The sequence below is a fragment of the Burkholderia diffusa genome, from assembly GCF_902499115.1.
Classification (GTDB): Bacteria; Pseudomonadota; Gammaproteobacteria; order Burkholderiales; family Burkholderiaceae; genus Burkholderia; species Burkholderia diffusa.
The window spans coordinates 62,665-88,757 of record NZ_CABVPN010000027.1 but is presented as its reverse complement, the minus strand read 5'-3'; the positions used below and the strand labels follow the sequence as shown (position 1 = coordinate 88,757).

Here is a 26,093-nt window from a genome sequence, read left to right as displayed (position 1 = left end):
AACCTATGTCCCGAAAACACCGATTCCCTCCCATAAGTTTCTACGTTTAAGCATTTGTTAGTAGGTACTCACCTTCATTGGAAGCCTTGTCAGGCCTGGAACGCTTGCAAAATGAGGCAGATATCGAGGGATCCACAGGCCTCGAGTCAGGATTGCTGTGCTTGTCGAGCCTCACTGGTTCGCTTGGGTAGCGGTTTATGGGGGTTGTTTTTCTGCACAGACGCACGTGTGTTTACATCTTTGATAAACAACGTTTACATCTTTAACTACTTTTAGACGGCTCACAGCCTTGTCTGGTAAGGGTTTGACAGGGGTTCGGTACCCATTTATGGGGGCACAGGCGGAAGAATATGGGGTTTCAGGTCTGTGGATTTGGGGCATCGGGTACCGCGCTGTGGGAAATGGGGGTTGTGGATATGGGGCACGCGTAGCCAGCTATGGGAATCGGCCCCAAAAACGCCTCAGGTAGCCCTCTATGGGGGAATCTATAGGTACCCGGTTATGGTGCCCTCTTGCTTGTTCGTCTAGGGTCCCGCGCACAGCATTTCATATTGGGTTGCCGGTTATGGGATGGATTCCAGGTAGCCGTTTATGGGTATCGGCGTGGACAGAGTGATCTCGTTCTGCTTGTTCCAGAGGAACCGGGGTCCCATAAACAGGATCAGGCCTGCGGATAGGTCACCATCTGTGGGGAAATCTTAAGGTAGTCATTTATGGGAGGTATTTCCGCCTGCCCGCCACAGATGAAGACAAAACGCCAAGCTGGCGGATCTTGATAGGTACCTATCCATGGGACGTGCTAAAGGTAGCGTTTTATGGGAGACCGCAGACCGTGTTGCAGGGCACCACGAATCGGGTCCGCACATCCAGTTCCACCGGATTATTTCCCATGAATGGGTACCTTCAGTAGGGCAAGTCCCGTGCCGGATTCTGGCGACAGCCAACACAGGTAGCAGGTTTTGGGAGCTGTTTTTGGTGGAAAGGTATATGGATATGGGGTTTCGCACAAATCGTGAAAATGGAATTTTTCATTTTGAGACAATGCTTTATCGACGATAGTGAAAGTGATACTGGAGATGAAGGCGTTGCTCGATGGCTCGAAAAGGTATAAAGTCCGCCATCAACACGGTCACCTTCTCCGGACATCACGATGCCGCGCAAGCCCGCAATCAAAGGCTCCGACAAGCAGGTTTCGCTATTTCAGACGCCCGAGCCACCCGATCTGCTGCGCAAGGCGGTCCAGGCAATTCATATCGCTCCGAAGTCCGGAAAGATCGGTCTGCAGCAGCGCAAGATGTTCAGCTCGCTGATCAAGAACGCCCTTCGTCAGGAAGCATTCGAGCCCGGCCGGACGAGCTTTTCGATCTCGATCGCCGCGCTGTCGCACGAGAGCGGGTTGAACAGCAACAACACGAAGTATGTGAAGGACACGGTCAACTCGCTGATCAGTACCGTCGTCAACTGGGACTACCTTGCCGCCGACCGCTCGACGGTGTGGAAGGCGTCAGGCCTGCTCGCCGGCGCCGAGCTCGAGCAATCGGTGCTGAAGTACAGCTTCTCCGACCAGATTCGCAGCGAGCTGCTCAACCCGGAAATCTACGCGCTCATCGATATGCGGATCGCGCGCGAGTTTCGGCGCTCGCACTCGCTTGCCCTTTGGGAAAACACGGTGCGCTACGAGGGGATCGGCATCACGGCAAAAATTCCACTGCCGAAATTCCGTGATCTCATTCTCGGTCAGGACAAGGCGTCGCAGTCTTATAAGGAGTACAAGCTCTTCAAGAGCAAGGTCCTGGTGCCGTGCATTCAGGAGGTAAACGAAGTTTCCGACCACACGCTCGAGTTGATCGAACACAAGTCAGGTCGCAGCGTGGAGGCCGTCCAGTTCAAGGTGACGCGCAAGCAGAGCGCGGATACGGTCGAGGAAGGCGACGTCAAGAACGAAGCACTCGTCGACGAGGTCGCCAAGTTCGGCATCCCGCGTTCGGAAGCGCGCCGGTTGATTACGCAGTACGGTGTGCAGCGCATCAAGGCGGCGATCGCCTATACGCTCAATCGGACTACGAAAAAGAATGCAGCGCCGGTCGACAACGTGGCCGCGTATTTCCGCAAGGCGCTGACGCACGGTTATACGCTGGCCGACGGACAGGGGACCGAGACGGCCGCGCCGGCAAAGGAATCCGGGCAGAGCAAGCAGGAACAGATTCGCGACAAGTACCTGGCCGCGAAGGTCGACGAAGCCGGCGCGTATTTCCGCGAGCTGGAGATCGACGACCAGACCAAGCTGATCGAGCGCTACAACGAAACGGTGGCCGGGTCGAAGGATCTCACGCTGTCGCCGAAGAAGAAGGCGAGCAAGCTGGCGCAAACCAGCTTCTTCCGATGGCTGGCGCTCGACACCTGGGGCGAACCGACCTCGGACGATTTGCTGGAATTCCTGCTGAAAAGCAGCCTCGCGACCAACTGATCAAGGCCTCGCAGCCTGGCATGCACCGTGCACCGGACTTCATCGGACGCGCGGTGTCATGCAGGTGCGAGGCCTTTGCTTTTGGGCGCCTTCTTTTACTTTTGCGCGGCTACCGCCAGTTCGGCGACGTATGCATCGATCACGGTCTTTAGCCGGTCGGCGAGCGCTTCCTGATGGGACGCATCGACTCCCTTCAGTTGCAGATCCAGACGCCCGTCCGGATAGGTTTTCAGCTGACCGATTGCGCGTGATTCGAGCGCGAAATCGTGTCGAACGCTGTAACGCGTGCGCCCCGTCTTCTTGTTGCCGTCGGTCTGTGCGCGCAGGAAATTCTCGAGGTCGCGCACCGACTTTTTACGGTCGATCACCGCCGTGAGCAGACGGTCGGCAGCGGGTTCGCCCAGGCGCTCGAAAATCAGTTTCAGGAAGTACGCGGCCTGCAACCCGACCACATCGTTCGCGCTGGCCATCCGTTCGAGCAGCGTGTTCGGCAGTGCGTTCAGCGATAGTGTCTTGCTGATCGATGCCTTGTCCTTGCCTATCTTCTCCGCGAGCGTGTTCTGGTCGGGGAAGACCTTTTCGTCGAGGAGACGCTTCCATGCGACTGCATCGTCGAAGATGGTCTGGCGTTCGTGGTCGTGGTTGGCGCGATACGCGATCGTGTACAACTGCTCGGGTGTGTGGTCCGTGCGAAACGTCGCGTTGATCGTTTCGTCGCCGTTGATGCTCGTCGCGCGCAAGCGGCGTTGCCCGTCGATCACGACGAGCTTGCCGGGAAACTCCGGGAGACGCGTGACCTTGATCGGCTCGATCTGTCCTTCCCGCTTCAACGTCAAAGCGAGCTCGTGCAGGCTCGACTCGGAATAGAACACGCGCGGGTTGAACGGGTTCGGGATGCAGTCCTTGACCGCGACCTTCTGCGGCGCGCCCAGGTCGAGCGCGTCGGAGGAGGCGGCGGCGGTCGGGGCGACGGGGGGTGTGGCTTCGGCGGCGGGATTCGATGCGGGCGTCGGCTCCGGCAGGCGCGTTTCCAGCGCCGCGTTTTCCTGTGCGAGCCCACGCAGCAAGCCGGCTGCGAGATGCAGGTTGCCGGTCGGCTTCTTCTCTTTCGATGTGTCCTTAGCCATGAGCGGCTCCGGTAGCGCGCGTCGACGCGATGTATTGGGCCATTTCGGTGACCAGTCTCTCGATTTCCGCGCGGGCTTCCTTCAGCCCCTTCAGGTATCGATTGTGATGATGGATTGTGGTGCCGAGGGCGAACGTCTGCCGGTAGACCTCGCGCTGCGCGATCTGGCTGTCGAGCAGATGCTCCCCTATTTCTTCAGCCCTTAGAATTTTTAGAATTTCTTCTCGCATTTTAGTTTTTCCATTGACGCTATTCAGCATCAATGCGGAAGACAAATTCGGGTTACGAACGGCACGCATCGATTCGATCATGCGAATCATCGCGACGGTGCTATACAGGTCGGCCGGCGACGGAGACAGCGGCACGAGGCAGAAATCGGCGACCTCGAGCACGGACGCGATGCGTGGGTCTTCGAGGTTGCCCGGGCAGTCGACGACGATCACATCGAAATTCGCATCCTGCTTCTTGATCTCGCCGCCGATGCCCCGGCCGGCGGGGGCCAACGACAGAACCGTCATCGGGAGCGTATTTTCACCGCTCGTCACCCATCTCACTGATGTGCCTTGAGGGTCGGCATCGATCAAGGCGACCTTGTTGCCACCTGCCTCGAAGGCAGCAGCGATATTGACGGAGATGGTGGTCTTTCCAGTACCACCTTTTTGATTACTGACGGCGATCTTGAAAGCCATTAAATTCCCTCCTAGGAGTTTTTCGTAATATATGCATTTATTGTTGGAAAGTCCAGAAAGTGCTATATGAAAAGAGAAATTTTCTTATAGATGTTGTTGTCACGTGACAAGTACGTCAAATGGCAAGCAAGTATTTGTGATTTGAAAGTGGGTGAAAAATAAAAATAAATGGCATTGCATTCGAGACGGAAGGTGCTGATGAAGTACTGAGGACTTCAGTGCTGGTAGCGAAAAAAGGTCACAGTGCCGATTCCCGAATGTGTCTCGCGACCGGTGAGAATTCTGCCGTAGTTTGGCATTCAGCTTGTGGCCCTCGGCGGCGTCGGGATGCAAAGTTGTCACGTGACAAGTCGAATTTGGCTGGCTCGGATCTCAAATGGTGCTCGACGGCAGGCATGCCGATGCGACGCGCGCCGATAATTCCGGTGCTTTTTTCCTCGCTCCTCATTACGGCGGTCTGTGTTCAGATATGACGGCTGGTGCTGGTGCTGGTGCTGGTGCTGGTGCTGGTGCTGGTGCTGGTGCTGGTGCTGGTGCTGGCGACTGCTGCGTGTTGTTACGTGACAACCCGGCAAGGCGTTGCTTCTGGACACATATCGTCAGCCTCGGCGCACCCACTGTAGAAGTCGCGGGCGTGAAGAAGTTCATGGGATATATGGGTTGGTCGTGTTCGATTGGGCCAGGTCACTGACGCGAAAGCGATCGGGTTGTTGTCACGTGACAACCGTTGCGGATGGACGCCGAAAGGATCAACTCGACATCGACGCGGCATCGTCAGTGACGAAGTACGAGGAGGTGCTGGCTAGCCGGCGATAAGTGAGTGATCTATGTTGGCCGAGAAAATCACGCCCGAGCGAGCATGCTCTCAGCGTCCGATGGAACACTAATTCCAGCGAGTGATGTGGCCCTAATAAATGGGCTGATCAGCATCTACAGGCAACGACGATGAGACAGGGGAGGGGTACGGCAGAGTCTTATTGTGCGGGCCGTCGATCGGACGATCGAGAGCATCGGCGTCGCCTCACATTCTTGATGGGCTTTTTGAGCGCGAATTCCTGCGCGTCGCCGAGGGGAAATGGCGTAAATCAGCAGGGCGTGAAACAATTCTTCTAAATGGGTGTATGTGCGGAAACCCTTGCCCAGCAATGGGTTGCGCTACTTTCTTCATGTTGTTTCACGCAAAATGAGCATCGACGACGGTTAAAATGGGGGCGCATGAACCCGGCGCGCGCTATTGGGTCTAGGTAACGACGGCTAAAGCATCGACGTATCAATTGAGACGTGTTTTGTGATAATTGATACGTTTCGCGGATGGGCGCGCAGTTCGATCGATCTGCGGGGATCTCAAACATCGAGCGGAACAGGCCAGCAGCGGATTCAAGAGGTGTAGTGAGTTCGTCATCGCTAGTTGTCACGTGACAACGCGCTGCGCCAACAGCGCGGATTGCAAACCTGTACGTGACGGGAGAAGCCGAAGCGGGCGCCTCGTCCCAACGGCGGCGTTGAGCGAAGACGGATTCTACAGACGGCCTCGGAAGGCAGTTTCCGATGGGCTTGGCCTGTATCTATCACTGTGCAGATGGAGCGGGGATTTGCAGACTTTGCGTCAAGAGGGTGAAGCGCATCGCCACAATTGGTTCGACCGTGTATATCTCGACCTTCGCCGGATGTCTGCTGTCGGGGGCGAATGATCATCGTCGCCGACGATCGACCAAAGAGTCCGTTGCGAAGCCGTATATCACCAGGAAAATTCACCGCCGCGGCGTTCTCGTCCAGAAACCGCCGCGGCCAGCGAACCTACTTCGTCGCCTGCCATACGCACAGCTGCTGCCACCAGCGCGTCTTCGTTGCTGGAGTCTTTGCTGGCTCATCGACCGTTCGCCACCAACGTTCGCCGCGATGCGGCGCATTCAAATCGAGTCGCTCGCCCATCCTGGGTGTCGACAACTCGACCCCGCGTACCATGGCCAACGCGGTGACGCGCTCAAACGGCTCTTGCCAACGGTGCATCGCGAGATCGAACGTGCCGTTGTGAATAGGCATCAGCGTGCGACCGCGCAGGTCGATGTGCGCTTGCACGGTTTCTTCCGGCTGCATGTGCACGTAGGGCCATTGTGGGTCGTATGCCCCGGTCTCGATCAGCGTCACGTCGAAGGGCCCAAGCCGTTCGCCGATAGTCCGGAAACCGTCGAAGTAGCCGGTGTCGCCGCTGAAGAACACCCGCAAATCGTCGTCGACGATGACCCACGACGCCCACAGCGTGCTGTTGCCGTCAAACAGGCTGCGTCCGGAGAAGTGCTGTGCCGGTGTCGCGGTCAGCGTCAGACCATCGACGTCGATACTTTGCCACCAGTCGATCTGGCGTACCTTTTTCGCGTCGATACCCCATTCGATCAGCCGGTCGCCGACGCCCAACGTGGTAACGAACACGCCAGTGGTGGCTGCCAGTGCGAGCACCGTTTCACGGTCGAGGTGATCGTAGTGATCATGCGACAGGAGCACGCCACGCAACGGCGGGAGGTCCACGAGCGCGATCGGCGGCGCATGAAAGCGCTTGGGGCCGATGCGCCGGAACGGCGATGCGCGTTCGGCAAATACAGGATCGGTCAGCCAGAATTCGCCGCGTAGTTTCAACAGCAGTGTTGAATGCCCTAGCCGATACAGGCTGCGGTCGGGGGCCGCGCCGAGTTGTTCGCGAGTCAGTGAATCGATGGGCAATGCGCCTGTCGGAACCGTGTTGCGTGGCTTGTTGACCAGCATGTTCCATGCGATGCCAAGTGTTTTGCCGAAGCCTTCGGCCGGTGCCGGTGCAACGTTGCTGAAGCGTTCGCCGTTGTGCTGCGGCGACTCGCCGGACAGTGTGCGGCCACGCCTGGCGGCGGCGAAACCCAGTACGCGATGAAGAAATACGAGAGGCGAAGCCATGTCGATTCGTCCGGAAAATAAAGTACACCGAGCAGTGTAGTTTATCCCTGGGAAAAGTAAACTCAGGGGTGTAAAATTTTTTGAATGGATACGAGCACTTCTCCTCAACGGCTGACCGACCGAAAGCGTGCGGCAATACTCGCCGCGGCGATCGAGGAATTCCTTGCGGCTGGCTATGACGGGACCAGCATGGATCGCATCGCAGCGCGCGCGGACGTGTCGAAGCGCACCGTCTACAACCATTTCCCGGGCAAGGAAGCATTGTTCGCGGCGATCCTGAATCAGCTGTGGGACGCGACGCTGAGCGCCGGCGCGCCGGCCTACTGCGCCGACGTCCCACTGCGCGATCAACTGCTCGCGCTGCTGGGCCGCAAGTTGCGGTTGCTGAATGACGAAGCATTTCTTGCACTTGCCCGCGTCGCGATCGGTGCGGCTATCCATTCGCCGGAACGCGCGCGCGACATGGTCGAACGTATGGGCGAGCGCGAAGAAGACGTGACGGTCTGGATTCGTGCAGCCGCGGCGGCTGGCCGGTTGTCGGTGACCGATGCCGTTTTCGCCGCGCATCAACTGCACGGGATCGTGAAAGCGTTCGCGTTCTGGCCGCAAGTGACGATGGGCCAGCCGCCGCTCGGCGCGCAAGAACAACAGAAGGTCGCGGAAACGGCTGCCGACATGTTTCTTGCGTACTACTCGCGCGCAGACCACGCCGGTGTGTAAGGTACCGGGCGGGATTGACCGCGCGTCGTGCGAAGCACGAAGCGGAACAATTGCGTCGATATACGCAAGGCGAGTCTCATCCTCTGCCTCGAGGAAAGCGCCATTCGACAACCAGCGGACGCAGGCACTGATACGCACGTCGACGTAGCCGGATCGAGCCGTACCGGCGCGTGCGGCAGGCGCAAATGAAACCGAACGTGAGCGAAAACCGATGAAGACGCTGTTGATCGTCTATCACACGATGACGGGAGGCACGCAGCAGATGGCCGAAGCGGCTGCGGATGCCGCGCGCGAGCAATCCGGCGTCGACGTCAGATTGCAGCGTGCGGATGCGACCAGCGCGGACGACGTACTCGCCGCCGACGCTTATCTGTTCGCTACACCGGAAAATCTCGCCGCGATGTCCGGGCTGATGAAGGACTTCTTCGATCGCTGTTACTACGCTGCGCTCGATCGCGTGAACGGCCGCCCCTATGCGGCGATGATCTGTGCTGGCAGCGACGGTCAGAACGCGCTGCGCCAGATCGACCGGATCGCGACCGGATGGCGGCTCAGGAATGTGGTGCCGGGCCTGATCGTCTGCACCCATGCGCAAACGCCGGAGCGGATCCTCGCGCCGAAGACGATTGGCAGCGAGGATCTCGCGCGCTGCGCGGAGGTCGGCGCGGGGCTCGCTGCGGGCCTTGCACTCGGCGTGTTCTGATTGCCGGCGATCAAGCCAGCGGAAGCGGAGCCGCGGCCGCGCGCAACGACTGGAGCGCGACGCCTGCCGTGCATTGCCCGATTGCAGCGAATGCCGGCGACGCGCAATTTTCGCGAGACACCGCTCGTGCGAATTGCATCCTCGTTTGCGGCAGCGGCACCATGGAATGTCGATGCCCTAGTTGGCCTTTGTCGACACTGGCGGCTGATGGTATTCGGGCCACAGGCTTTTCACGAGATCGCGTGAAGCGCCATACGCATGGCAGCTGTCGAGCCAGCCCATACTGCTCACTTTCCGATGCCGTCGTACGCTCGACGATCGATGCGGGCGCAACTAATAGCGTGGCGGCAGAGATCGATGCACACTCGCCACGCCGCACGGATCGTATGCGAAAGCCCGGTCTTCCGGACGATGCGAGTCGGCAGAATTTGGCGTCTTTGCTATCCGTACCATCGCTCGCCATTTCGGACTGTGGAGTAACCGATGCGTCGCGTGACCGGCGCACTGAAGCCGAGAGTACCGGAAACGACACTACGTAACGCGAGTGTCGATCTACCGAGAAAACGCCGCCATAATGCGCAACACGACCGCGCGGACGCATTCTCGTTCCCCCGGATCCGTCAAATGCGAACCGGTGAGTCAACCGGCGGCCGCGGGTACCGGTATACTTCCACTCCTGCCTTTGTCCGGCATCGTGGCCGGGTGCCTGAAACAGTGGTGGTGGCGATGCGGCCCCGCAATGATCCGCGTCGGTGGCAGACGCGCCGCAGGCGATGCGGCGAACGCCGATGTGCGGAATGGCTGCACGAACCACACCTTATATTCCTGGTGGATTGAATTTATGGGTTTTGAACAACTTGCCGAATTGCGGGCGCAGCTCGCAGCAAAGGCCAAGCAGGAGCGCAACGCGAAGCGACCGGCTACGCAACCGGACGCAGGCGCGAAGCCGAAATCCGGCGACCGGCCAGCTCGGGGGGCCAAATCGGGTGCCGGGGCGAAAGCGTCGTCCGGCGCGAAGCCCGCTTCGGCGAAGCCGTCGACGCCGGTCGATCCGGTCATCGTTGCGATCGGCAAACTGCAGCGCCGGTTCCCGCGCGCGTTCCCGAAGAATCCGGCTCCGAAGGTGCCGCTGAAGGTCGGTATCTGGGACGACCTCGCTCGCGAGGCGCAAGCCGTCGGCCTGAGCGAGGCCGAGCTGCGCGAGGCGATGTCCACGTGGTGCCGCGGCAATCGTTACTGGTCGTGTCTCGTCGAAGACGCGGTGCGGGTCGATCTGCAAGGTAACGAAGCGGGGCGCGTGACGCACGACGACGCGGCGCGTGCGCGCCGGCTGAAGTCGCGCCGTCCGGGCAACAAGGGTGGCGCGCAAGCGGCGAAGGGCGCACCGCAGCAGCCGAAGGTGGAAGCGCAGGCCGCCGCCGCGCCGCAGCAGGCGACCGCGGAAGCACCGGAGGACGCAGCACCGCAGCCCGAGCAGCAAACGGCCGCGAGCGAGTAACGCGCGATGTGTCGCCGCGCGACCGCGCGGTGACGGCCTGCCTGCGCCGCGCATGCAGCGCATCACATGACAGACCGACCTGTCCTCCGGGGCAGGTCGGGACTGCCGCCGCTGGCGGCACAGTCAGTCAGCCTCACCCAATCCTCATCGAACTGTGACCCGACGACGAAAGCGTGTCAGCGGACGCCGTGTGCGCAAGCTATCTGTCACACCGGGCAAGCATGGCGAGGCGACGGGATATCGATCAGGGGCGGCGTGCATCATGAAAACGCGGTGGCGCCGCAACCCGGCGAACGTTGCGTAGACGGGCGTCGCGCGCGGCTGCGCATCGATGCTTGCGGACAGACGGCCGACGCGTGTGTCATCGTGTTGGTGACCCACGCCCATCCACTCGTGTTTCATCACAATAATTCGTTTTCCTAATGTGGTTGGATCCCAGGTGAAAACCGGATTCGCCCCCACGCGAATTTCTCGCACGTGAGCCGCTGTCAAACGTGAAGTGCGGCCGTATTCGACAGACCACGGGGTGATGTCCGGACGCACCGCACGGTCGCCCGTCCGTCAGTTGGCGACCCGTGACACACGCGCGATAATCTCCCCAGCACGAATCGTCGGGCCGGCACGTTGCCGGCACCGCATGACGCGACAGGTACCTCAAAGCCAGCGCAACTCGCCCGACATTCCCCGAAATTGAATGGCATCTGGCGAACCGTACGCGCCACTGCATCACACGAAGCTTGCCGATTCCATACGCACAATGCTCTACGCAAAGACCGCATCATGATTTCGAGACATTCCGCGATCCTCGTCGCACTCACCGCCGCCGCGCTGTTCGGCGCCGCGACGCCGCTAGCCAAGGCACTGATCGGCGCGATGTCGCCGTTCATGGTCGCCGGCCTGTTCTATCTCGGCAGCGGGATCGGTCTCGGCGTCGGGATCCTGCTGCGCGGGTTGCACCGCCGCCGCGCGCCGGCCGAGAACGCCGCGCCGCTGCAACGCTCGGATCTGCCGTGGCTTGCCGGCGCGATCGCGGCCGGCGGCGTCGCGGGCCCGGCGCTGCTGATGCTCGGGCTGTCGAGCACACCGGCTGCGACGAGTGCGTTATTGCTCAATCTCGAAGGCGTGCTGACGGCGGTCATCGCGTGGGTCGTGTTTCGCGAGAACGTGGATCTTCAGGTGTTTCTCGGCATGGTAGCGATCGTCGCCGGCGGCACGCTGCTGTCGTGGGGCCCGGGGCGCGCGGGCGTGCCGATTGGCGCGTTGCTGATTGCCGGCGCATGCCTGTGCTGGGCGATCGACAACAACCTGACCCGCAAGGTCGCCGCGAATGATGCGATGGTCATCGCCTGCGCGAAAGGCCTGGTCGCCGGGCCCGTGAACATCGGTATCGCGCTCGCGACCGGCGCGGCGCTGCCCGCCATTCCGGCCGCGGCCGCCGCGATGCTGACCGGCCTCGGCGGCTACGGGATCAGTCTCGTGTTGTTCGTCGTGGCGCTGCGCCATCTCGGCAGCGCGCGCACGGGTGCGTATTTTTCGGTGGCGCCGCTGTTCGGCGTCGTGCTGTCGCTGCTGATCTGGCCGGCTCTGCCGTCCGTCACGTTCTGGATCGCGGCCGCGCTGATGGCGCTCGGCATCTGGCTGCACGTGCGTGAACGGCACGAACACGAGCACGCGCATGAACGACTCGAGCATACGCACCGGCATCGGCACGACGAACATCATCAGCACACGCACGATTTTCCGTACGATGGCGATGCACCGCACACGCATCCGCACGTGCACCTGCCGATCACGCACAGTCACGCGCATTTCCCGGACATTCACCACCGCCATCGGCACTGATTTGCGCGGCAAAGGAGAATGACGCGCGCTGCGTGCAATGCGCATCGCAAAGGTACCAGTTTATGGGGACGTTATTGGGTGCCCGCGGCGCCGCGTCGGCGTTGCTCGATGCGGCCGGCCGGTCGCGACTCAGTCTTCCGTCTGAATCAATCGGATCAACGACCCGTCCGGGTCGATCAACGCGCCGACGGTACCGCCCCATCCTTCGCGCTTCGGTCGATGCGCGCGTGGCCAGCCGGTCATCTGCTCCGGAATGCCGGCGGCGAGTACCTCGTCGAAAAACGCACCGACGTCAGCGAGCCGGAAACAGCAACTGAACCAGCTCATGGCCGGATCGAGACCGGGATGCGGAAAGAACTCCAGCAGCAGATCGCCGCGTCTGAGGATCATCCAGCCATCGTCGCGCCAGGTTTCGACGAACCCGAGCTTCGCGTAGAACAGCGACGTGGCTTCGAAATCGCGCGACGGCAGATTGGGACTCGCAAAGTCGGTCAAGGCTGTTTCTCCAATGAGCGTTGCGGTCGAACGAACGCGCGGGAAAACGCGCGGACGGATGGCGCGCATCATCGGTCAAACGATGCGCTCCGGCAAGCCGCGCAGGCCGCGGTCGCGATTATCGTCCCGGGGTAAAGCAGAATTCGAAATCCTCGCAGCCCGGGCATCCGGGCACGGGCCCGGGCTGGAGGCCAAGCAATGCGGCCACTTCCTGGGCGAGGAATTTCTTCCAGCGCAGCTGCGCGACATTGCGTGCGGCAAGCGCGGGGAAATAGCGATCGAGCATCGCGGTGACCGCGTCGCGTCCGTCAAGACCAAGATCGCGCCACAGGTGATCGGGGCGCAGGCACGCATGCGCGACGATTGCAGCGACGCAGTCGGCATCGTCGTGCGCGACGGCGGGATGCGCATCCCGCATCAGCAGCGCGTGCAGCGTCGCGACGAACCGCGCGTGCACGGCCGGCAGCGGTGCGATGGTGAGCACCGGAACGAACGCGGCCGCATCGGTGGAATTCAGGTGCGGAAACTGGCGCTCAAGCAGGCCGCTCAACCGGGCGGGAGACAGGCCGAGCAGCGCGAGCTCATTGCGGCATGCACGTGCCGCAATGAGCTCACCGAACAGACTTGCATCCGGGGAATCGGCGTCGGCCGCGCCGGACAGCAGCGCTTGCAATATGCGCCGATGCGCATGCTCGAGCGCAGACGTCATCGTATGCGCCTGCAAGCCGGCCGCGCGTTGCGCGCCCCCCGGGCGCGGCGAATGGCGGGACGTCGTTGCACGATCGACCGGGCGATCACTCGACCCCGACGATCACGCTCGACGCCTTGAAGAGCGCGGACGCGGCCTTGCCGCTTGCGAGGCCGAGACGATCGACGCTGTCGTTGGTGACGATCGCGACGATCTCCGCACCACCTGCGGCCTTGATCACGACTTCCGAATTGACCGCGCCCTTCGCGATCGACGACACGGTGCCCGCGACACAGTTTCGCGCCGACACCTTGCTGCTGTCGACGTCGACCATCACGATCACCGACGATGCCTTGACGAGCGCAAAGGCCTTCGCGCCGGACGCGAGGCCGAGCGATGCTACGCTTCCGTGCGTGATCACGGCGACGATGTCGAGGCCGTCCTCGGTACGCAGCGTGATTTCGTCGTTGACGGCACCGGGCTTGACGGCGCTGATCTGGCCGGCGAATTGATTGCGGGCGCTGGTGAGCATGATGACTCTCCGGGAAAGGGCCGCCCGGCGGGCGGCGAGCGAATGGCGGAAACCGCGGACGAGTTTACCGGCAATGCAGGTGAAGCGCGACGTCGGCATCGGCATACTGGACATGCGAAACCGCGCACGATGCTGCGCGACAACAGGCATTTCGTGTACGCCGTGACGCCCCGCGCGCGCTTACTTTACAGCGGCCGACGCGGCAGCCGGCGCGCCCGCCGCCGAGGTCTGCTGCGCCGCAGCGGCCGTTCCATTGCCTTCCCATCCGCCGCCGAGCGCGAGGAACAACTTCACCTGGTCGGCGGCGACCTGGCCTTCGGCTGCGGCGACCTGCGCACGCACGCTCGTCAGCGTGCGCGTCGCATCGAGATCCGAAATGAACGACTCGCGGCCGGCGGTATACAGCCGGTGCGTTTCGTCAGCGGAACTACGCGCCGATTCGTAGGCCGTGCGCAGCGCATCGGTGCGTTGCACGTCGGCCGCATAGGTCGCGAGGCTCGACTGCGTTTCGCGGAGCGCGTTCAGCACGACGCCGTCGAAGTGCGCGAGCGCGCCGCCGGTCGCCGCCTCCGCTTCGCGCACGCGCGCGCGCTGGCCGTTGACCGGAAACGACCAGCTGATCAGTGGTCCGAACGACCAGCGATTCGTGTTGGAAGAGAACAGGTCGGCGGCCACGCCGACCGAACCGGCGGACGCGCCGATGCTGATCGATGGATACAGCGCGGCGGTCGCGACACCGATCCGCGCGGTCGAGGCGGCGAGCTGACGCTCGGCTTCGCGAACGTCGGGACGGCGGCGCAGCAACGCGGCACCGTCACCGATCGGAATCGGCTGGCGCAGCTTCGGCAGGCGCTCGCATTCGGCGACCGCCTTCGGCAGGTCGGCGGGCGAACGCGCGAGCAGCGCGGCGAGCTGGTATTGCGCGATCTTGCGGCGCCCTTCGAAGCGCGGGATGTCGGCCGCGAGCGTGCGCACCTGCGTGACGCCGCGCGTGACGTCGGTCTGGTTGCCGCGTCCCGCATCGCGCAGGCGCTGCGACAGCTTCACGCGCTGCTGCTGCAACGCGAGCGACTGCTTCGCGATCGCGAGTTCGTCGCCGGCGGAGCACGATTCGACGTACGCACGCACGACGTCCGCGACGACGGTGATGCGCGCGAGGTCGGCGGCCGCTTGCACGGCTTCGCTGTCCGCGCGCGCGGCCTCGACGCCGCGCCGCAGCTTGCCGAACAGATCGAGCTCGTATGACACGCTGATGCCGACCGCGCCTTCGTTCACGACCGGCAGCTTGTTTTCGAGCAGATATTGCTCGGCCGATTCTTGCGCACGCTGCACGGCTGCTTCCGCGCTACCGGAGAAGCCGCCTTGCTCGTTCGCGACTTCCAGCGCTGCCCGTGAACGCGCGAGGTTGGCCGCGGCGACGCGCAGGTCGGTGTTCGATTTCAGCGCACTGCGCACGAGTTCATCGAGCACGGGATCGTCGTACAGCTGCCACCAGTTGCCGGGCACCGCATCTCGCGACACGAGCGTGCCGTTCGCGTCGTCGAGCGCGTGGTTCGCGAGCGGCGCATTCACGTATGCCTGCTGCGGCAGTTTGTAGTCGGGGCCGACGGATTTGCACGCGCCGAGTGCGAGCGCGAGCGGCGCAAGTGCCGCCGCGAGGCGCAAGCCGTGCCGCTTCATTGCGATGCTCCCGTCGCGCTGACGGCCGCGTGTGCGGATGCCGCAGGCGGCACGGCTGCCGCGGAGGCGCCGGCGGCCGGCTTCGCATTGTCGTCGCGGCGCGTGTGGGTGCGCACCGCGACGGTCGCGGTGCGACCGGCGATCATCCGGAAGTCGTCTGGTACCTCGTCGAGCACGACGCGCACCGGCACGCGCTGCGCGAGCCGCACCCAGCTGAATGCGGGGTTCACGTTCGGCAGCAGGTTCGCGCCTTGCGTGCGGTCGCGATCCTCGATCGCGGCGACGATGCTCTGTACATGGCCACGCAGCGGATGCGGCTCGCCCATCACGACGATGTCGACCGGCTGGCCGATATGGATGCCGCGCAACTTGGTTTCCTCGAAGTAGCCGTCAACGCGGAACGAGTTGCGGTCGACAACGGACAGCACCGCGCGGCCGGCCGGCACGTATTCGCCGACGCGCGGCGCACGGTCGTTCAGGTAGCCATCGACGGGGCTCACGATCGTCGTGCGCTGCAGATTGAGCTTCGCGGTGTCGAGCGACACCTGTGCATCGGCGGCGGCGGCTTCGCCCTGCTCGACGCGCGTGCGGCTTTCCTCGACCTGCTCGCTGGCGACCAGGTTGCCGAGCTGCAGGTTGCGCGCATATTCGCGCTTTGCCTGAGCGAGCGTCGCACGGCGTTGCGCGAGCGTCGCTTCGGCCAGCCGCTCCGCGAGCGTGTAGCGGGCCTGGTCGATCACGAACAGCACCTGGCCGCGCTTCACCTCCTGGTTGTCGGCGACCTGCACCGCGGTGATGAGCCCCGACACGTCGGGCGCGACCTGGATCACGTCGGCGCGCACGTGGCCATCGCGTGTCCACGGCGAGAACATGTAGTAGTTGATGATCCGCCACAGTACGAGGGCGGCCACGACGACGACGATCAGGGTGAGCAGGATCTGCCCTGCCGAGAGCCAGGTTTTTTTCATGGTTAGCTAGCCACGAGATGGTGAGACACGATGACGACCGCGGCAAGCACGAACACGTAGATGCCGAGGTCGAAGATCGAACGGTGCCAGACGAGGCGGTAAAAGCCGACGCGTTCGAGCAGCGCGCGCACGACGATGTTGATCAGATAGGCAATCAGCATCAGCACGAGCGGAGCCGGCACGAATACGCCGAAGATGTCGATTTCGCCGATCATGGTCGCGGTCGGAAAGACAGGTTGGAAAGCGGGATCATGCGCGCGCTCCGTCCGTTGCGGCATGCGGCGGCTGCGCGGACGCGGCGGGGTACAGCGACAGGCGCAAGCCGACGAGCGCGTGAAGCGTATCGCGCAGCCGGCGGTGTGTCGCGGGCGTGGGCGCCGCCGCGGGAGCGTCGTGCGTCGTGCCGTCGCCCGCCGATGCGGCCGACGTGCCGGGCAGGTTGCGGCCGGCCACGCGCTGCAGCGCGTCGTCGATCAATCCGAGCAACGCCGGCGGTGCAGGCTGTCGCGCATTCGCGGCCGCGCAGCGCGCGTAGTGATCGGTGACGCCGGCCAGCACGCGGTCGATCGCGTCGGGCACGTCGCCTGTCAGCTTGCGGCGCGAGCGGCGCAGGTCGAGCGCGTTCAGCGCGATGCGCAGGTCGCGGAAGCTCTCGATCGACGGATGGCGGTGGTCGTCCGACGCACCGAGGCGCGGCAGCAGCTGCGTGACGCGATCGAGCATGCGCGATGCGTGGTTGCGCTGGTCGTCGAGCGGCTGCGTCGACGCGGAGCGCGCGACGTCTTCCCAGCCCGAACGCAGCAGGCGCCGCACCGCGAGTTCCGCGCCGAACGGACGGGTCGCGCGCGTCCACACGTACGCGAACAGCAGCCCGGCGACGCCCGCGAGGTTGCTGTTCAGGAACACGAAGAAATCGGCATCGTACGCGCTCTGGATGCTGATGAAGGTGGCGGTGTTCACCGCGACGAGCATCGTCACCATGTTGAACTGCGGGCGCGGCAGCAGCGTGCCGATCAGGATGAACGGCCCCGCGAACATCAGCACGAGCATCGGGAAGTCGTGCACGTGCGGCAGCACGACGAACAGGTACAACCCGGCGAACACGACGCTCGCGGCCGTCGACAGAAAGAACTTGAACACCAGCGGCGCGGGTTCGTCGAGCGCGGCGAAGAAGCTGCACGACACGGCCACGAGCGTGACGGCCGCGGCACCGTCGTGCCAGCCTGACGAGATCCAAAGCGAGCATGCGAACACGATCGCGAGCACGACGGTGAGCGTCGAGAACAGCATCATCCCGCGATCGAAGAAGCGCTCGGTGCCGCCGAGCCGCCAGTGTCGGTAACGCGGCTGCCAGACGCCCGACTCATTCGCGATCAGCGCGCGCAGCGAGCGGCAGTCCTGCCAGATGTCGATGACCTGATGTAGCCGCCACAGCGCGTTCGACAGCAGCGCACCGTCCCAGCTCGCGAGCGCGCTGTCGGACGGCTGCAGCGACGCGATGCGCTCGCGCAGATTGTCCGCGACCGGATCGTGGGCCACATCGCCGTCGGTGCCGGCCTTCACGGCCGGCAACGGCGCGTCGAACCACTTTGCCGCGTCGGCGAGCAGCGCGTCGAGTGCTGGCGGTCGCACGTGCAGGTCGCGCATCAGCGCGATCAGCGGATCGGCGAGCGAGGACATCAGCGGCAGGAACAGCTGCATGCGGCCCGCGAGCGCCTGCGCACGAGCGAGCACGCGCGGGTGCGCATGGTCGTAGCTCAGCTGGCTCAAGAGGAATTCGAGGCCGGTGATGGTCGCGGCAAGGCGTTGCCGGCATGCCGACAGCGCCTTGCCCGCGATGTGCCCCGACAGCGTCTCCCGGCCGTAGAACGCGGCGTCCTTGAACCATGCGTCGGTGCGCTCGATCAGCGCGGGCGCGAGCCGGTTCGGGAACACGGCGCTGCCGACCACGCTCGCGCACACGATGCCGAGCACGATTTCCTCGGTCCGCGCGATCGCGACGTCGAAGATCGTCGACGGATCGGTCACCGTCGGCAGCGCGACCAGCGGCATCGTATAGCCGGCGAGCATGAACACGTAGCTGCGCGCGGTGCGGTCGGAGATCGCCAGGTAGAGCAGCGTGCCGCACCAGGTCGCGACGATGATGCTGAACAGGAACGGCGTCTCGACGAACGGCGGCACGAACAGGATCGCGGCGGCCGCGCCGAGCGCGGTGCCGAGCGCGCGATACAGCGCCTTCGAGCGCGTGGCGCCGACGAACGGGTTCGACACGATGTAGACGCTCGCCATTGCCCAGTAAGGGCGCGGCAGCTGGAAATACAGGCCGAGGTACAACGCCAGCATCGACGCGGCGAACGTCTTGCCCGAGAACAGCCAGTCGCGAAGGCTCGGATAGGTCATGACGCGGAATCGGCGGGATGAGACGGACGCGATGCCGGATGCTGCGCATCGGCCGCGTTGAACGCATTCAGCACGCGCAGCGTCGCTTCGAGATCGGCACGCGTGACACCCTTCAGCACCTGGGCGCGCAGCATGCGCAGGTCTTCCTCCATCTTCGCGGTGACCGCGCGGCCGGCGGCCGTCAGCGAGATCGTCTTCGCGCGGCGGTCGTGCGGATCCTCGTCGCGGCGAGCGAGGCCGGCCGCGCACAGCTGGTCGAGCAGGCGCACGAGCGACGGCCCCTCGATGCCGACGTGTTCGGCGAGCGTGCCCTGACGCACGCCTTCGCCGAGGCGGCCGGCAATCAGCAACGGCGTCGCGCACGCTTCGGACACGTTGTACGCAGTCAACACGGTGTCGCTCGTGCGGCGCCATTTGCGCGCGGTGAGCACCAGCAGGCTGCTGACGGCGAGGCGGAGGTCGTGCAGGTTGGTCATGGGCGAGATGATAGGGGCAAAAACATTCGATAGCAAACTATCGGTTGTGTCATCCGCATGTCATGCCGCACGCCGGGGCGCCGATCTGCAACGAGCAATTTAGGCGGTCGATCCGGGGATGGTCAAGTTGTCAGATTGCAAGCGTGCGGCGGATTCTTATGCATCGCCTGCAATCCGGCTCGAACGCGGCGATCGCACGTGGGGGTTGGCGGTCAGCTCAGGGTTGTAGGGACGTTGTAAGCCCGATGCGATCCTGGATGACCGCGCACCGGCCACGCCAACCAACCGGATCGCGCCACGCGCGCCGCACCGTCCCGGTTCCGCACACGATTGCACTCTTTCTGAGCGACCATGTGGAAGCAACGACGGAGACATCGAGATGGGACGGACCGAGGTATCGGCGCGCTGGCACGACACGATCGGCACGGTGCACGGCATCGAGTCGAAATACAAGCGGCTCGTGTGTATATCTCGGACGAGGGCCTGCGCGCGTTGGCTCGCGCAGCCCTCGACCGCTGTTTAGCGCACGTGCGGCAACAACGCGCGCAGCCAGCATGCGACCGCCACCGCGCCGCCATCCGGCGTGCCGATCGCGCGTTCGCCGAGATAGCTCGCACGCCCCGCGCGCGGCGTCATGCCGGCCGTTCGTTGCGCGCCGTGTTCCGCCGCCTCGATGGCTTGCGCCAATGCGCCAGCTGGGTCGCGATCATGATCGAGCGCGCGATCGAACGCATCGGCGGCAGGCACCAGCGCATCGAGCATCGTCCGATCGCCGGCACGTGCGCCGCCCAGTTCGGAGATCGCATCCACCGCGCTGCGCAATGCCGCAGCCCAGTCGCGTGCCGACGGTGCGGCGGTATCCGCGGCATCGGCGAGCCGCCGCGACGCGCGCAGCAGCGCGGTCGCATAGAACGGCCCCGAACTGCCCGCGATCGCGCGGCGCAACGCGGTGCCCAGCGCCGCGAGCGTGCCGGCCGGCGTGCCGTATGCGGCTTCCGGCAACGCGAGGATCGCCTGCGCGGCGCGATGCATGCTCGCGCCGAGATCGCCGTCGCCGGCGGCCGTGTCGAGTTCCGTCAGCGTGGCTTCGTTGTCGATCAACGCTTGCGCGATCGCGTGCAGCGCCGGCTGCAGCCGCGCCGCCCACGCGTGGCCGGCCGCATCGAGCGGCGGCAGCGGCTGGTCGGGCGCGGCAGCCGCGGCCACCCGGATCTGCGCGTTGACGGTGCCGCCGCCGGGCCATGCGCGCGCGTGCGTCAGCGCGTCGAGCAGGGCCACGCGTTCGTCGTTCAGCCGCAGCAGCGAGATCGAGCAACCGGGCATGTTCAGCGCCGACAGGAACGTGCCGCCCCATGCCCGCGCGACGGTGATGCCGCGCCGGCTCAGGTTGTCGTACGCGGCGCGCAGCACGATCGCCAGTTCCATGTCCGGCGTCGCGCCGAGACCGTTGACGAGCAGCGCGACGCGTTCGCCGCGATCGAGCACGAGGTCGGCGACGATGCTCGACAGCAGCGTCTCGACCAACGCGTCGGCCGCCTGTGGCGCGGTGCGTTCGACGCCTTTCTCGCCGTGGATGCCGAGGCCGAGTTCGATCTCGTGATCGGCGAGGCTGAATCCCGACTTGTCGGCGCCGGGGATCGTGCAGCCGTCGAGCGCGACGCCCATCGTGCCGAGTTCGGCCGCCGCGTCGCGCGCGATTGCCGCGACGCGGGCAAGCGGCAACCCGCGCGCGGCGGCCGCGCCGGCCAGCTTGTGGATCAGCACGGTGCCCGCGATTCCGCGTCGCTGCCCGCGCTCGACGCGGCCGCGCAGCGACACGTCGTCGGCGACGATCACGGTCTCCACCGGAATGCCCTCGGCGCGCGCGAGTTCGGCGGCCAGCCCGAAATTGAGGCGATCGCCCGTGTAGTTCTTCACGACGAGCAGCGCGCCGTTCGGGCCGGCGCACGCGCGGATCGCGGCGAGCACGGCGTCGGTCGGGGGCGACGTAAACACCTCGCCGCAGACGGCCGCGCTCAGCATCCCTTCGCCGACATAGCCGCCGTGCGCGGGCTCGTGACCGCTACCGCCGCCTGACACGATCGCGACGGGGCGCTGCGACGGCTCGGGCAGCGGCTGGCGCACGAGCACTTGCTCGTCGCCGAGGATCGCGACATGCGGCGATTGCCGCGCGATGCCTTCGAGCATTTCGCGCACGACAGCGGACGGGTGGTTCACGAGCTTTTTCATGGCAACGGGTTCCTGACGGTGGGCCGAGGCCCGGCGGCACGCATGCGGTGCCGTCGGTTTTCGTACTGTGAATGGTAGGCGCCGCGCCGAATGCGGCGTGCCGCGGCCGGCGTTACGTAACATCGAAGCATTCGTAGCACGAATGTAACGAAAACAGAGCCGCTCATGGGCCAGAAATGTATCGATCGTGATCGCGGGCAGGCGCTTGCACGGGCGCGCGGATGCTGGCGTGGCGGCGGGACGGCCCGTTCGATTGGCGCCAATGGCATGGAAAATGCTGTTTCTCCTCCGGTCCTCAATCGAACATTCCATCGCCCGGACCGCGAGGAGACCATCATGTATCGAACCCGCATTGTCACGTCCGCGGCGTTGCTCGCCGCCGCCGGCATGCTGGCCGCCTGTGGCGGCACCGACGTCGCCGCGCCGTCGAGCGCGGCCGCGAGCACCGGCGGCGCAACCATCGGCGGCAATACACCCGGCAGCAACACCCCCGACGGCGGTTGGGGCACCAGCGGCGCCCCCGGCACGCGCGGCGTCGTGAGTACTGCGGGCGCGCTCGCGGCCGGCGTCGGCTCGACCGTCAGCGCGATGTCGTTACCGGTACTCGGGAATACCGTGACGCGCAGCGCAGGCGACACGATCTCGAGCGTCAGCACGATTTCGCGCGCCGCGGCCGATGCGCTCAGCGACGGGCTCGGTAAGATCGGTTCGACGCCCAACCCGGTCGGTACGACGGTCGCCGGCCTCGGCGACGTCGTCGGCGCAACGGCGAATCCGGTTGCGGGCCTCGCGCAGACCGTCCGCGCGCTCGGCTCGGGGCCGCTGGCGCCGCTCGCGCCGGTGACGACACCCGTCGGCGCAGTGCTCGACACCGTGGCCGGCGGACTCGGCGCGGCGGGGAACACGGTCGGCGCGACGCTGGCATCGGGTGCCGTGCAGCAGGTCACGCAGCCGCTCAGTTCGGCCGTCACACCGCTGGTCATCACGGCCGGTCAGGCGACGCAACAGATTGGCGCGACCACGAGCCTCGGGCAGCCGGTGGCGGGCTTGCTTGGGCAGGTCGGCAGCGCGCTGGCGACGACGGGCTCGCGGATGGGATCCGTTTCGTCACAGCCAGCCGTCGGCTCGGTGGGGGCGCTCGTCGGCGCGATCGGCAATACCGTCACGAACGCGGGTGGACTCGTGAACTACAACGGTCCGAACGGCGTCGCGCCGATTCCCGGGCTGATCGTGAGTCTTGCGGGCGCTTCCGTCGCCACCGTGCAGAACGGCCCGTCGAACGGTTCGAGCCCGTCCGGCCCGCTCGGCGGCTTGCTGTCGGGGCTCGGCTCGACGCCGCTCGGGTCGCTGACCGGTGCGCTCGGCGGCACGAACGGTGCCGGCGCGGCGAGCCCGCTGGCGCCGGTGACGAATCTCGTGTCGACGGTCACCGGCACGCTCGGTGGCGCGGCGGGCGGAGCGGGTTCCTCGGCGAATCCGCTCGCCCCCGTTACATCGTTGCTCGGCGGCGTGACGGGCGGCGTCGGGAAATAGTGGCGTACCGCACGGCGAGCGGCTGGACCACGCGCTGCTCGCCGTTGCGGAGGCGAGTCGCGCATCGGCTTCGCCAGCTCATGCCGGCGATGAATTGCGACGTGCCGAAGCGTCCGCCGCCCGCATTGCTGACTCGCGGCACCGCATGCAGCCGCGCGATCGCGCTTACTTGACTGCCGCGATCACCTTCGCGCGAATCAGCCGCGCACGCAACACGTTCCGGCTGATGCCGAGCAGTCGCGCGGCCTGGATCTGGTTGCGGTGACTGAAATCGAACGCGACCCGCATCACGGTATCCTCGATGCGTTCGAACAGGTTCTCGTGCGCCTCGTCGAACAGCGCGCACAGTGCCAGTTCGAGCGCATCCTGAGCGGGCACGCGACCTACCGCTTCCCGCACGCCGGCAGCCACGGCCGGCACGCATGACGACGACAGGTTCAGGTCGGTGTCCTGCAGCGCATCGTGGCGGCTCACCAGCAGCGCGTGATGGATCACGTTCTCCAGTTCGCGGATATTGCCGGGCCACGAATGTGCTTCGAGCCGGCGCGCCGCGCGCGGGTCGATGCTGCGCGGCCCATGGCCGAGGCGGCTGCGGTATTCGTCGAAGAAGTGGCGCGCGAGCGGCAGGATGTCGCCCGGCCGTTCGCGCAACCTCGGCACGTCGAGCCGCACGACGTTGAGCCGGTAGAACAGGTCGCCGCGAAACCGTCCGTCCACCACCGCCTGCTGCAGGTCGACGTTGGTCGCGGCCACCACGCGCACGTCGATCGAAATGCCCGTGCGCGAGCCGAGCCGCACGACCTCGCGCTCCTGCAGCACGCGCAGCAGCTTGACCTGCATCGACAGCGGCAGGTCGCCGATTTCGTCGAGAAACAGCGTGCCGCCGTTCGCGGCTTCGAACCAGCCGGGCTTCGCGCCGACCGCGCCCGTGAATGCGCCTTTCTCATGACCGAACAGTTCGCTGTCGACGAGCGTGTCGGACAGCGCGCCGCAGTTCACGGCGACGAACGGGCCGTCGCAACGATGACTGCCGTCGTGCACCTGGCGCGCGATCAACTCCTTGCCGGTGCCGGTCTCGCCGACGATCAGCACGTTTGCGTCGCTCGGCGCGACGAGCCGCACGCGTTCGAGCAGCGCGAGCGAACGCGGGTCGACGAACACGGGCGCGCGGGCGCGGGCCCGCACATGGTGGGTGGACCGCTCGAGAACGGGCGCGCCGCGCGATTCGTCCGGCTGCGCTGTGACGACACGAAGATTGACAGGACGCGGCGTTGCAAACAGGGAGGTCATGGCGATGAAGGCGTGAGTCGATCGAACGGTTTGAACCAGCGTCGACTGGCGCCGCGGTCCGGTTGCTGCCTGGTCATCAGAGTGTTCAGTGTTTTGGGCCGGACGGGAAACATCGATTTCTGATAACGAAAGCCGGATTGCTGTGCAGGATGAAACGGTGTCCGATCGCAGCGATCCGACGAACGGAGGGCGCGAAACTGCTGATTGAGCAGCAGCGCATCAGCAACGCTGTTTCCGTCGGTTCATCGCGCTGTGGAATATCGATGCGATGCGATTGGTGAAACGCTTTCCATGGCTGGCTATTTGTCCGCGTAAGCCTTACCCGATGGGCGATTGAATAAAACTTCGTGATGCAGATGATCTCTACGATCGCGCATCCGTCGAGAATGGCACGCTCCTTGCGAACCCCACACCGTATCGGCGCGGCAACGCGCGGCTCGACAACGGGAACGCATGGCATGAGCAACACCCTCGACGTGGTCGCCCTGTCGGGCGGCCTGCAACGTCCGTCACGCACGCTGCCGATCGGCCTGTATGTAGCCGAAAGCGATTTCGACCACTACGAATTCGCGAACCCCGCACTGCGCGTACGCATCGCGCTCGCGATGGAGCGTGCGGCGCCGCAACTGTGTCCGAGAACGCTTGCCGCCGCGGCCGCATAGCCCGTCTTTCGTTTCACCCTTCGATCAGGACCTCTCATGAGCATTCACAAATCTCCGGCCGACGGCGTCAAATTCGCGTACTGGGTGCCGAACGTCAGCGGCGGACTCGTCGTCAGCACGATCGAGCAGCGTACCGACTGGAGCCTCGAATACAACCAGAAGCTCGCGCGCACGGCTGAAGCGGCCGGATTCGACTACGCGTTGAGCCAGATCCGCTTCACGGCCGGCTATGGCGCCGAACACCAGCACGAGTCGGTCTCGTTCAGCCAGGCGCTGCTGCACGCGACCACCAAACTGAAGGTGCTCGCCGCGATCTTGCCGGGGCCGTGGCATCCGGCCGTGGTCGCAAAGCAGCTCGCGACGATCGACCACATTTCGAATGGACGTATCGCGATCAACGTCGTCAGCGGCTGGTTCAAGGGTGAATTCACCGCGATCGGCGAGCCGTGGCTCGAACACGACGAACGCTATCGGCGCTCGAAGGAGTTCATTCAGGCGCTGAAGGGCATCTGGACGCAGGACAATTTCACGTTCAAGGGCGACTTCTACCGCTTCAACGATTACACGCTGAGCCCGAAGCCCGTGCAGAAACCGCACCCGGAGATCTTCCAGGGCGGCAGTTCGCGTGCGGCGCGCGACAACGCGGCCAGCGTGTCGGACTGGTATTTCACGAACGGCAATACGCCGGAGAACCTGAAGGCGCAGATCGACGACATCCGCGCGAAGGCGGCCGCGAACAACCACCGCGTGCGGATCGGCGTCAACGCGTTCGTGATCGCGCGCGACACCGAGGAAGAGGCGCGCGCCGTGCTCGACGACATCGTCCGGCACGCACACGTCGAGGCCGTGCATGCGTTTGGCGATGCGGCGAAGGAGGCCGGCAAGGCGTCACCGGAAGGCGAGGGCAACTGGGCGAAATCCACGTTCGAGGATCTCGTGCAGTACAACGACGGTTTCCGCACGAACCTGATCGGCACGCCGCAACAGATCGCCGAGCGGATCGTCGCGCTGAAGGCGATCGGCGTCGATCTCGTGCTCGCCGGGTTCCTGCATTTCATCGAGGAAGTCGAGTACTTCGGCCAGCGCGTGCTGCCGCTCGTGCGCGAACTCGAGGCGCAGCGGCAGGCAGTCGCCGCGTGATGTAGGCGGTCAGCGAGTCGCAGGCGGTCA

At 64.6% G+C, this 26,093-nt stretch carries 22 protein-coding genes and 1 pseudogene; 9 read left to right on the top strand and 14 right to left on the bottom strand.

From position 1 onward, the window contains the following. Positions 1-1,150: 1,150 nt before the first annotated feature. Positions 1,151-2,467, top strand: a complete 1,317-nt coding sequence (locus tag BTE28158_RS25190) for a replication initiation protein (protein WP_059682318.1) — start codon at positions 1,151-1,153, stop codon at positions 2,465-2,467. A 95-nt stretch (positions 2,468-2,562) separates the two neighbouring features. Here BTE28158_RS25190 and BTE28158_RS25185 read toward each other — a convergent pair whose 3' ends face one another. Beyond that, positions 2,563-3,594, bottom strand: a complete 1,032-nt coding sequence (locus tag BTE28158_RS25185) for a ParB/RepB/Spo0J family partition protein (protein WP_059600783.1) — start codon at positions 3,592-3,594, stop codon at positions 2,563-2,565. Next, a complete protein-coding gene (locus tag BTE28158_RS25180) occupies positions 3,587-4,282 on the bottom strand; it encodes an AAA family ATPase (protein ID WP_006759638.1) in 696 nt (231 codons plus the stop codon). Before BTE28158_RS25180 ends, BTE28158_RS25185 begins: the two co-directional genes overlap by 8 nt. A gap of 376 nt (positions 4,283-4,658) precedes the next feature. On the opposite strand from BTE28158_RS25180, the gene BTE28158_RS25175 reads away from it, so the two are divergent. Next, positions 4,659-4,973 carry a hypothetical protein gene (locus tag BTE28158_RS25175; RefSeq protein WP_174920148.1) on the top strand — a complete coding sequence of 105 codons (315 nt, stop codon included), beginning with the start codon at positions 4,659-4,661 and terminating at the stop codon, positions 4,971-4,973. A gap of 1,106 nt (positions 4,974-6,079) precedes the next feature. Here BTE28158_RS25175 and BTE28158_RS25170 read toward each other — a convergent pair. After that, positions 6,080-7,207, bottom strand: a complete 1,128-nt coding sequence (locus BTE28158_RS25170; RefSeq protein ID WP_151048474.1) for an MBL fold metallo-hydrolase — start codon at positions 7,205-7,207, stop codon at positions 6,080-6,082. A gap of 84 nt (positions 7,208-7,291) precedes the next feature. Here BTE28158_RS25170 and BTE28158_RS25165 point away from each other — a divergent pair, with 84 nt between their 5' ends. Together BTE28158_RS25165 and BTE28158_RS25160 are read left to right on the top strand one after the other, a co-directional pair. Continuing rightward, the gene (locus tag BTE28158_RS25165) at positions 7,292-7,927 is read left to right on the top strand and encodes a TetR/AcrR family transcriptional regulator (RefSeq protein ID WP_059600777.1); all 636 of its coding nucleotides are present in this window, start codon (positions 7,292-7,294) and stop codon (positions 7,925-7,927) included. A gap of 211 nt (positions 7,928-8,138) precedes the next feature. Next, the gene (locus BTE28158_RS25160; protein WP_151048473.1) at positions 8,139-8,630 is read left to right on the top strand and encodes a flavodoxin family protein; all 492 of its coding nucleotides are present in this window, start codon (positions 8,139-8,141) and stop codon (positions 8,628-8,630) included. Between the two features lie 177 nt (positions 8,631-8,807). Here BTE28158_RS25160 and BTE28158_RS33115 read toward each other — a convergent pair. Further along, positions 8,808-8,903 (bottom strand): annotated as a pseudogene (locus BTE28158_RS33115) (DUF2889 domain-containing protein); the annotation flags it as partial. 568 nt (positions 8,904-9,471) lie between these two features. On the opposite strand from BTE28158_RS33115, the gene BTE28158_RS25155 reads away from it, so the two are divergent. Together BTE28158_RS25155 and BTE28158_RS25150 are read left to right on the top strand one after the other, a co-directional pair. Next, a complete protein-coding gene (locus BTE28158_RS25155) occupies positions 9,472-10,128 on the top strand; it encodes a ProQ/FinO family protein (RefSeq protein WP_059600773.1) in 657 nt (218 codons plus the stop codon). A gap of 780 nt (positions 10,129-10,908) precedes the next feature. Then, entirely contained in the window at positions 10,909-11,970 is a 1,062-nt protein-coding gene (locus tag BTE28158_RS25150) for a DMT family transporter (RefSeq protein WP_151048472.1), read from the top strand. 129 nt (positions 11,971-12,099) lie between these two features. Here the strand turns inward: BTE28158_RS25150 and BTE28158_RS25145 are convergent, their stop codons facing one another. The 9 genes from BTE28158_RS25145 to BTE28158_RS25105 form a co-directional block, all read right to left on the bottom strand. Further along, complete coding sequence (locus BTE28158_RS25145) at positions 12,100-12,465, bottom strand: bleomycin resistance protein (protein WP_151048490.1); 366 nt, start codon at positions 12,463-12,465, stop codon at positions 12,100-12,102. Between the two features lie 118 nt (positions 12,466-12,583). Beyond that, positions 12,584-13,174 (bottom strand): nitrogen fixation protein NifQ, encoded by a 591-nt coding sequence (locus tag BTE28158_RS25140; protein WP_151048471.1) that lies wholly within the window; start codon positions 13,172-13,174, stop codon positions 12,584-12,586. Positions 13,175-13,259: 85 nt separating this feature from the next. Continuing rightward, on the bottom strand, positions 13,260-13,685 hold the full coding sequence (locus BTE28158_RS25135; RefSeq protein ID WP_151048470.1) for a TOBE domain-containing protein: 426 nt from the start codon (positions 13,683-13,685) through the stop codon (positions 13,260-13,262). A 180-nt stretch (positions 13,686-13,865) separates the two neighbouring features. Beyond that, positions 13,866-15,365, bottom strand: coding sequence for an efflux transporter outer membrane subunit (locus tag BTE28158_RS25130; RefSeq protein WP_151048469.1), 1,500 nt, complete (start codon positions 15,363-15,365; stop codon positions 13,866-13,868). Next, entirely contained in the window at positions 15,362-16,333 is a 972-nt protein-coding gene (locus tag BTE28158_RS25125) for an efflux RND transporter periplasmic adaptor subunit (protein ID WP_059600760.1), read from the bottom strand. Before BTE28158_RS25125 ends, BTE28158_RS25130 begins: the two co-directional genes overlap by 4 nt. 2 nt (positions 16,334-16,335) lie before the next feature. Further along, a complete protein-coding gene (locus tag BTE28158_RS25120; RefSeq protein ID WP_044849171.1) occupies positions 16,336-16,548 on the bottom strand; it encodes a DUF1656 domain-containing protein in 213 nt (70 codons plus the stop codon). A 34-nt stretch (positions 16,549-16,582) separates the two neighbouring features. Beyond that, positions 16,583-18,733 carry an FUSC family protein gene (locus BTE28158_RS25115; protein WP_151048468.1) on the bottom strand — a complete coding sequence of 717 codons (2,151 nt, stop codon included), beginning with the start codon at positions 18,731-18,733 and terminating at the stop codon, positions 16,583-16,585. Continuing rightward, positions 18,730-19,209 carry a MarR family winged helix-turn-helix transcriptional regulator gene (locus tag BTE28158_RS25110; RefSeq protein WP_059600755.1) on the bottom strand — a complete coding sequence of 160 codons (480 nt, stop codon included), beginning with the start codon at positions 19,207-19,209 and terminating at the stop codon, positions 18,730-18,732. Before BTE28158_RS25110 ends, BTE28158_RS25115 begins: the two co-directional genes overlap by 4 nt. A gap of 519 nt (positions 19,210-19,728) precedes the next feature. Beyond that, positions 19,729-21,438, bottom strand: coding sequence for a dihydroxyacetone kinase family protein (locus tag BTE28158_RS25105; RefSeq protein ID WP_174920146.1), 1,710 nt, complete (start codon positions 21,436-21,438; stop codon positions 19,729-19,731). A gap of 336 nt (positions 21,439-21,774) precedes the next feature. Here BTE28158_RS25105 and BTE28158_RS25100 point away from each other — a divergent pair, with 336 nt between their 5' ends. Continuing rightward, a complete protein-coding gene (locus tag BTE28158_RS25100; protein ID WP_151048019.1) occupies positions 21,775-22,971 on the top strand; it encodes a collagen-like triple helix repeat-containing protein in 1,197 nt (398 codons plus the stop codon). A gap of 165 nt (positions 22,972-23,136) precedes the next feature. Here the strand turns inward: BTE28158_RS25100 and BTE28158_RS25095 are convergent, their stop codons facing one another. Then, positions 23,137-24,261: a sigma-54 interaction domain-containing protein gene (locus tag BTE28158_RS25095; RefSeq protein ID WP_151048020.1), complete on the bottom strand. Its 1,125-nt coding sequence runs from the start codon at positions 24,259-24,261 to the stop codon at positions 23,137-23,139. Positions 24,262-24,719: 458 nt separating this feature from the next. Here BTE28158_RS25095 and BTE28158_RS25090 point away from each other — a divergent pair, with 458 nt between their 5' ends. Continuing rightward, positions 24,720-24,923: a hypothetical protein gene (locus BTE28158_RS25090; RefSeq protein WP_409364590.1), complete on the top strand. Its 204-nt coding sequence runs from the start codon at positions 24,720-24,722 to the stop codon at positions 24,921-24,923. 36 nt (positions 24,924-24,959) lie between these two features. Beyond that, positions 24,960-26,063, top strand: a complete 1,104-nt coding sequence (gene sfnG, locus BTE28158_RS25085; protein WP_124629296.1) for a dimethylsulfone monooxygenase SfnG — start codon at positions 24,960-24,962, stop codon at positions 26,061-26,063. Positions 26,064-26,093 lie beyond the last annotated feature (30 nt).

Bases quoted from the DNA above. Each gene is read 5' to 3' on its own strand.
- BTE28158_RS25190 (WP_059682318.1), top strand. From the start codon at position 1,151: ATGCCGCGCAAGCCCGCAATCAAAGGCTCCGACAAGCAGGTTTCGCTA.
- BTE28158_RS25185 (WP_059600783.1), bottom strand. From the start codon at position 3,594: ATGGCTAAGGACACATCGAAAGAGAAGAAGCCGACCGGCAACCTGCAT.
- BTE28158_RS25180 (WP_006759638.1), bottom strand. From the start codon at position 4,282: ATGGCTTTCAAGATCGCCGTCAGTAATCAAAAAGGTGGTACTGGAAAG.
- BTE28158_RS25175 (WP_174920148.1), top strand. From the start codon at position 4,659: ATGGTGCTCGACGGCAGGCATGCCGATGCGACGCGCGCCGATAATTCC.
- BTE28158_RS25170 (WP_151048474.1), bottom strand. From the start codon at position 7,207: ATGGCTTCGCCTCTCGTATTTCTTCATCGCGTACTGGGTTTCGCCGCC.
- BTE28158_RS25165 (WP_059600777.1), top strand. From the start codon at position 7,292: ATGGATACGAGCACTTCTCCTCAACGGCTGACCGACCGAAAGCGTGCG.
- BTE28158_RS25160 (WP_151048473.1), top strand. From the start codon at position 8,139: ATGAAGACGCTGTTGATCGTCTATCACACGATGACGGGAGGCACGCAG.
- BTE28158_RS25155 (WP_059600773.1), top strand. From the start codon at position 9,472: ATGGGTTTTGAACAACTTGCCGAATTGCGGGCGCAGCTCGCAGCAAAG.
- BTE28158_RS25150 (WP_151048472.1), top strand. From the start codon at position 10,909: ATGATTTCGAGACATTCCGCGATCCTCGTCGCACTCACCGCCGCCGCG.
- BTE28158_RS25140 (WP_151048471.1), bottom strand. From the start codon at position 13,174: ATGACGTCTGCGCTCGAGCATGCGCATCGGCGCATATTGCAAGCGCTG.
- BTE28158_RS25135 (WP_151048470.1), bottom strand. From the start codon at position 13,685: ATGCTCACCAGCGCCCGCAATCAATTCGCCGGCCAGATCAGCGCCGTC.
- BTE28158_RS25130 (WP_151048469.1), bottom strand. From the start codon at position 15,365: ATGAAGCGGCACGGCTTGCGCCTCGCGGCGGCACTTGCGCCGCTCGCG.
- BTE28158_RS25125 (WP_059600760.1), bottom strand. From the start codon at position 16,333: ATGAAAAAAACCTGGCTCTCGGCAGGGCAGATCCTGCTCACCCTGATC.
- BTE28158_RS25120 (WP_044849171.1), bottom strand. From the start codon at position 16,548: ATGATCGGCGAAATCGACATCTTCGGCGTATTCGTGCCGGCTCCGCTC.
- BTE28158_RS25115 (WP_151048468.1), bottom strand. From the start codon at position 18,733: ATGACCTATCCGAGCCTTCGCGACTGGCTGTTCTCGGGCAAGACGTTC.
- BTE28158_RS25110 (WP_059600755.1), bottom strand. From the start codon at position 19,209: ATGACCAACCTGCACGACCTCCGCCTCGCCGTCAGCAGCCTGCTGGTG.
- BTE28158_RS25105 (WP_174920146.1), bottom strand. From the start codon at position 21,438: ATGAAAAAGCTCGTGAACCACCCGTCCGCTGTCGTGCGCGAAATGCTC.
- BTE28158_RS25100 (WP_151048019.1), top strand. From the start codon at position 21,775: ATGTATCGAACCCGCATTGTCACGTCCGCGGCGTTGCTCGCCGCCGCC.
- BTE28158_RS25095 (WP_151048020.1), bottom strand. From the start codon at position 24,261: ATGACCTCCCTGTTTGCAACGCCGCGTCCTGTCAATCTTCGTGTCGTC.
- BTE28158_RS25090 (WP_409364590.1), top strand. From the start codon at position 24,720: ATGAGCAACACCCTCGACGTGGTCGCCCTGTCGGGCGGCCTGCAACGT.
- sfnG (WP_124629296.1), top strand. From the start codon at position 24,960: ATGAGCATTCACAAATCTCCGGCCGACGGCGTCAAATTCGCGTACTGG.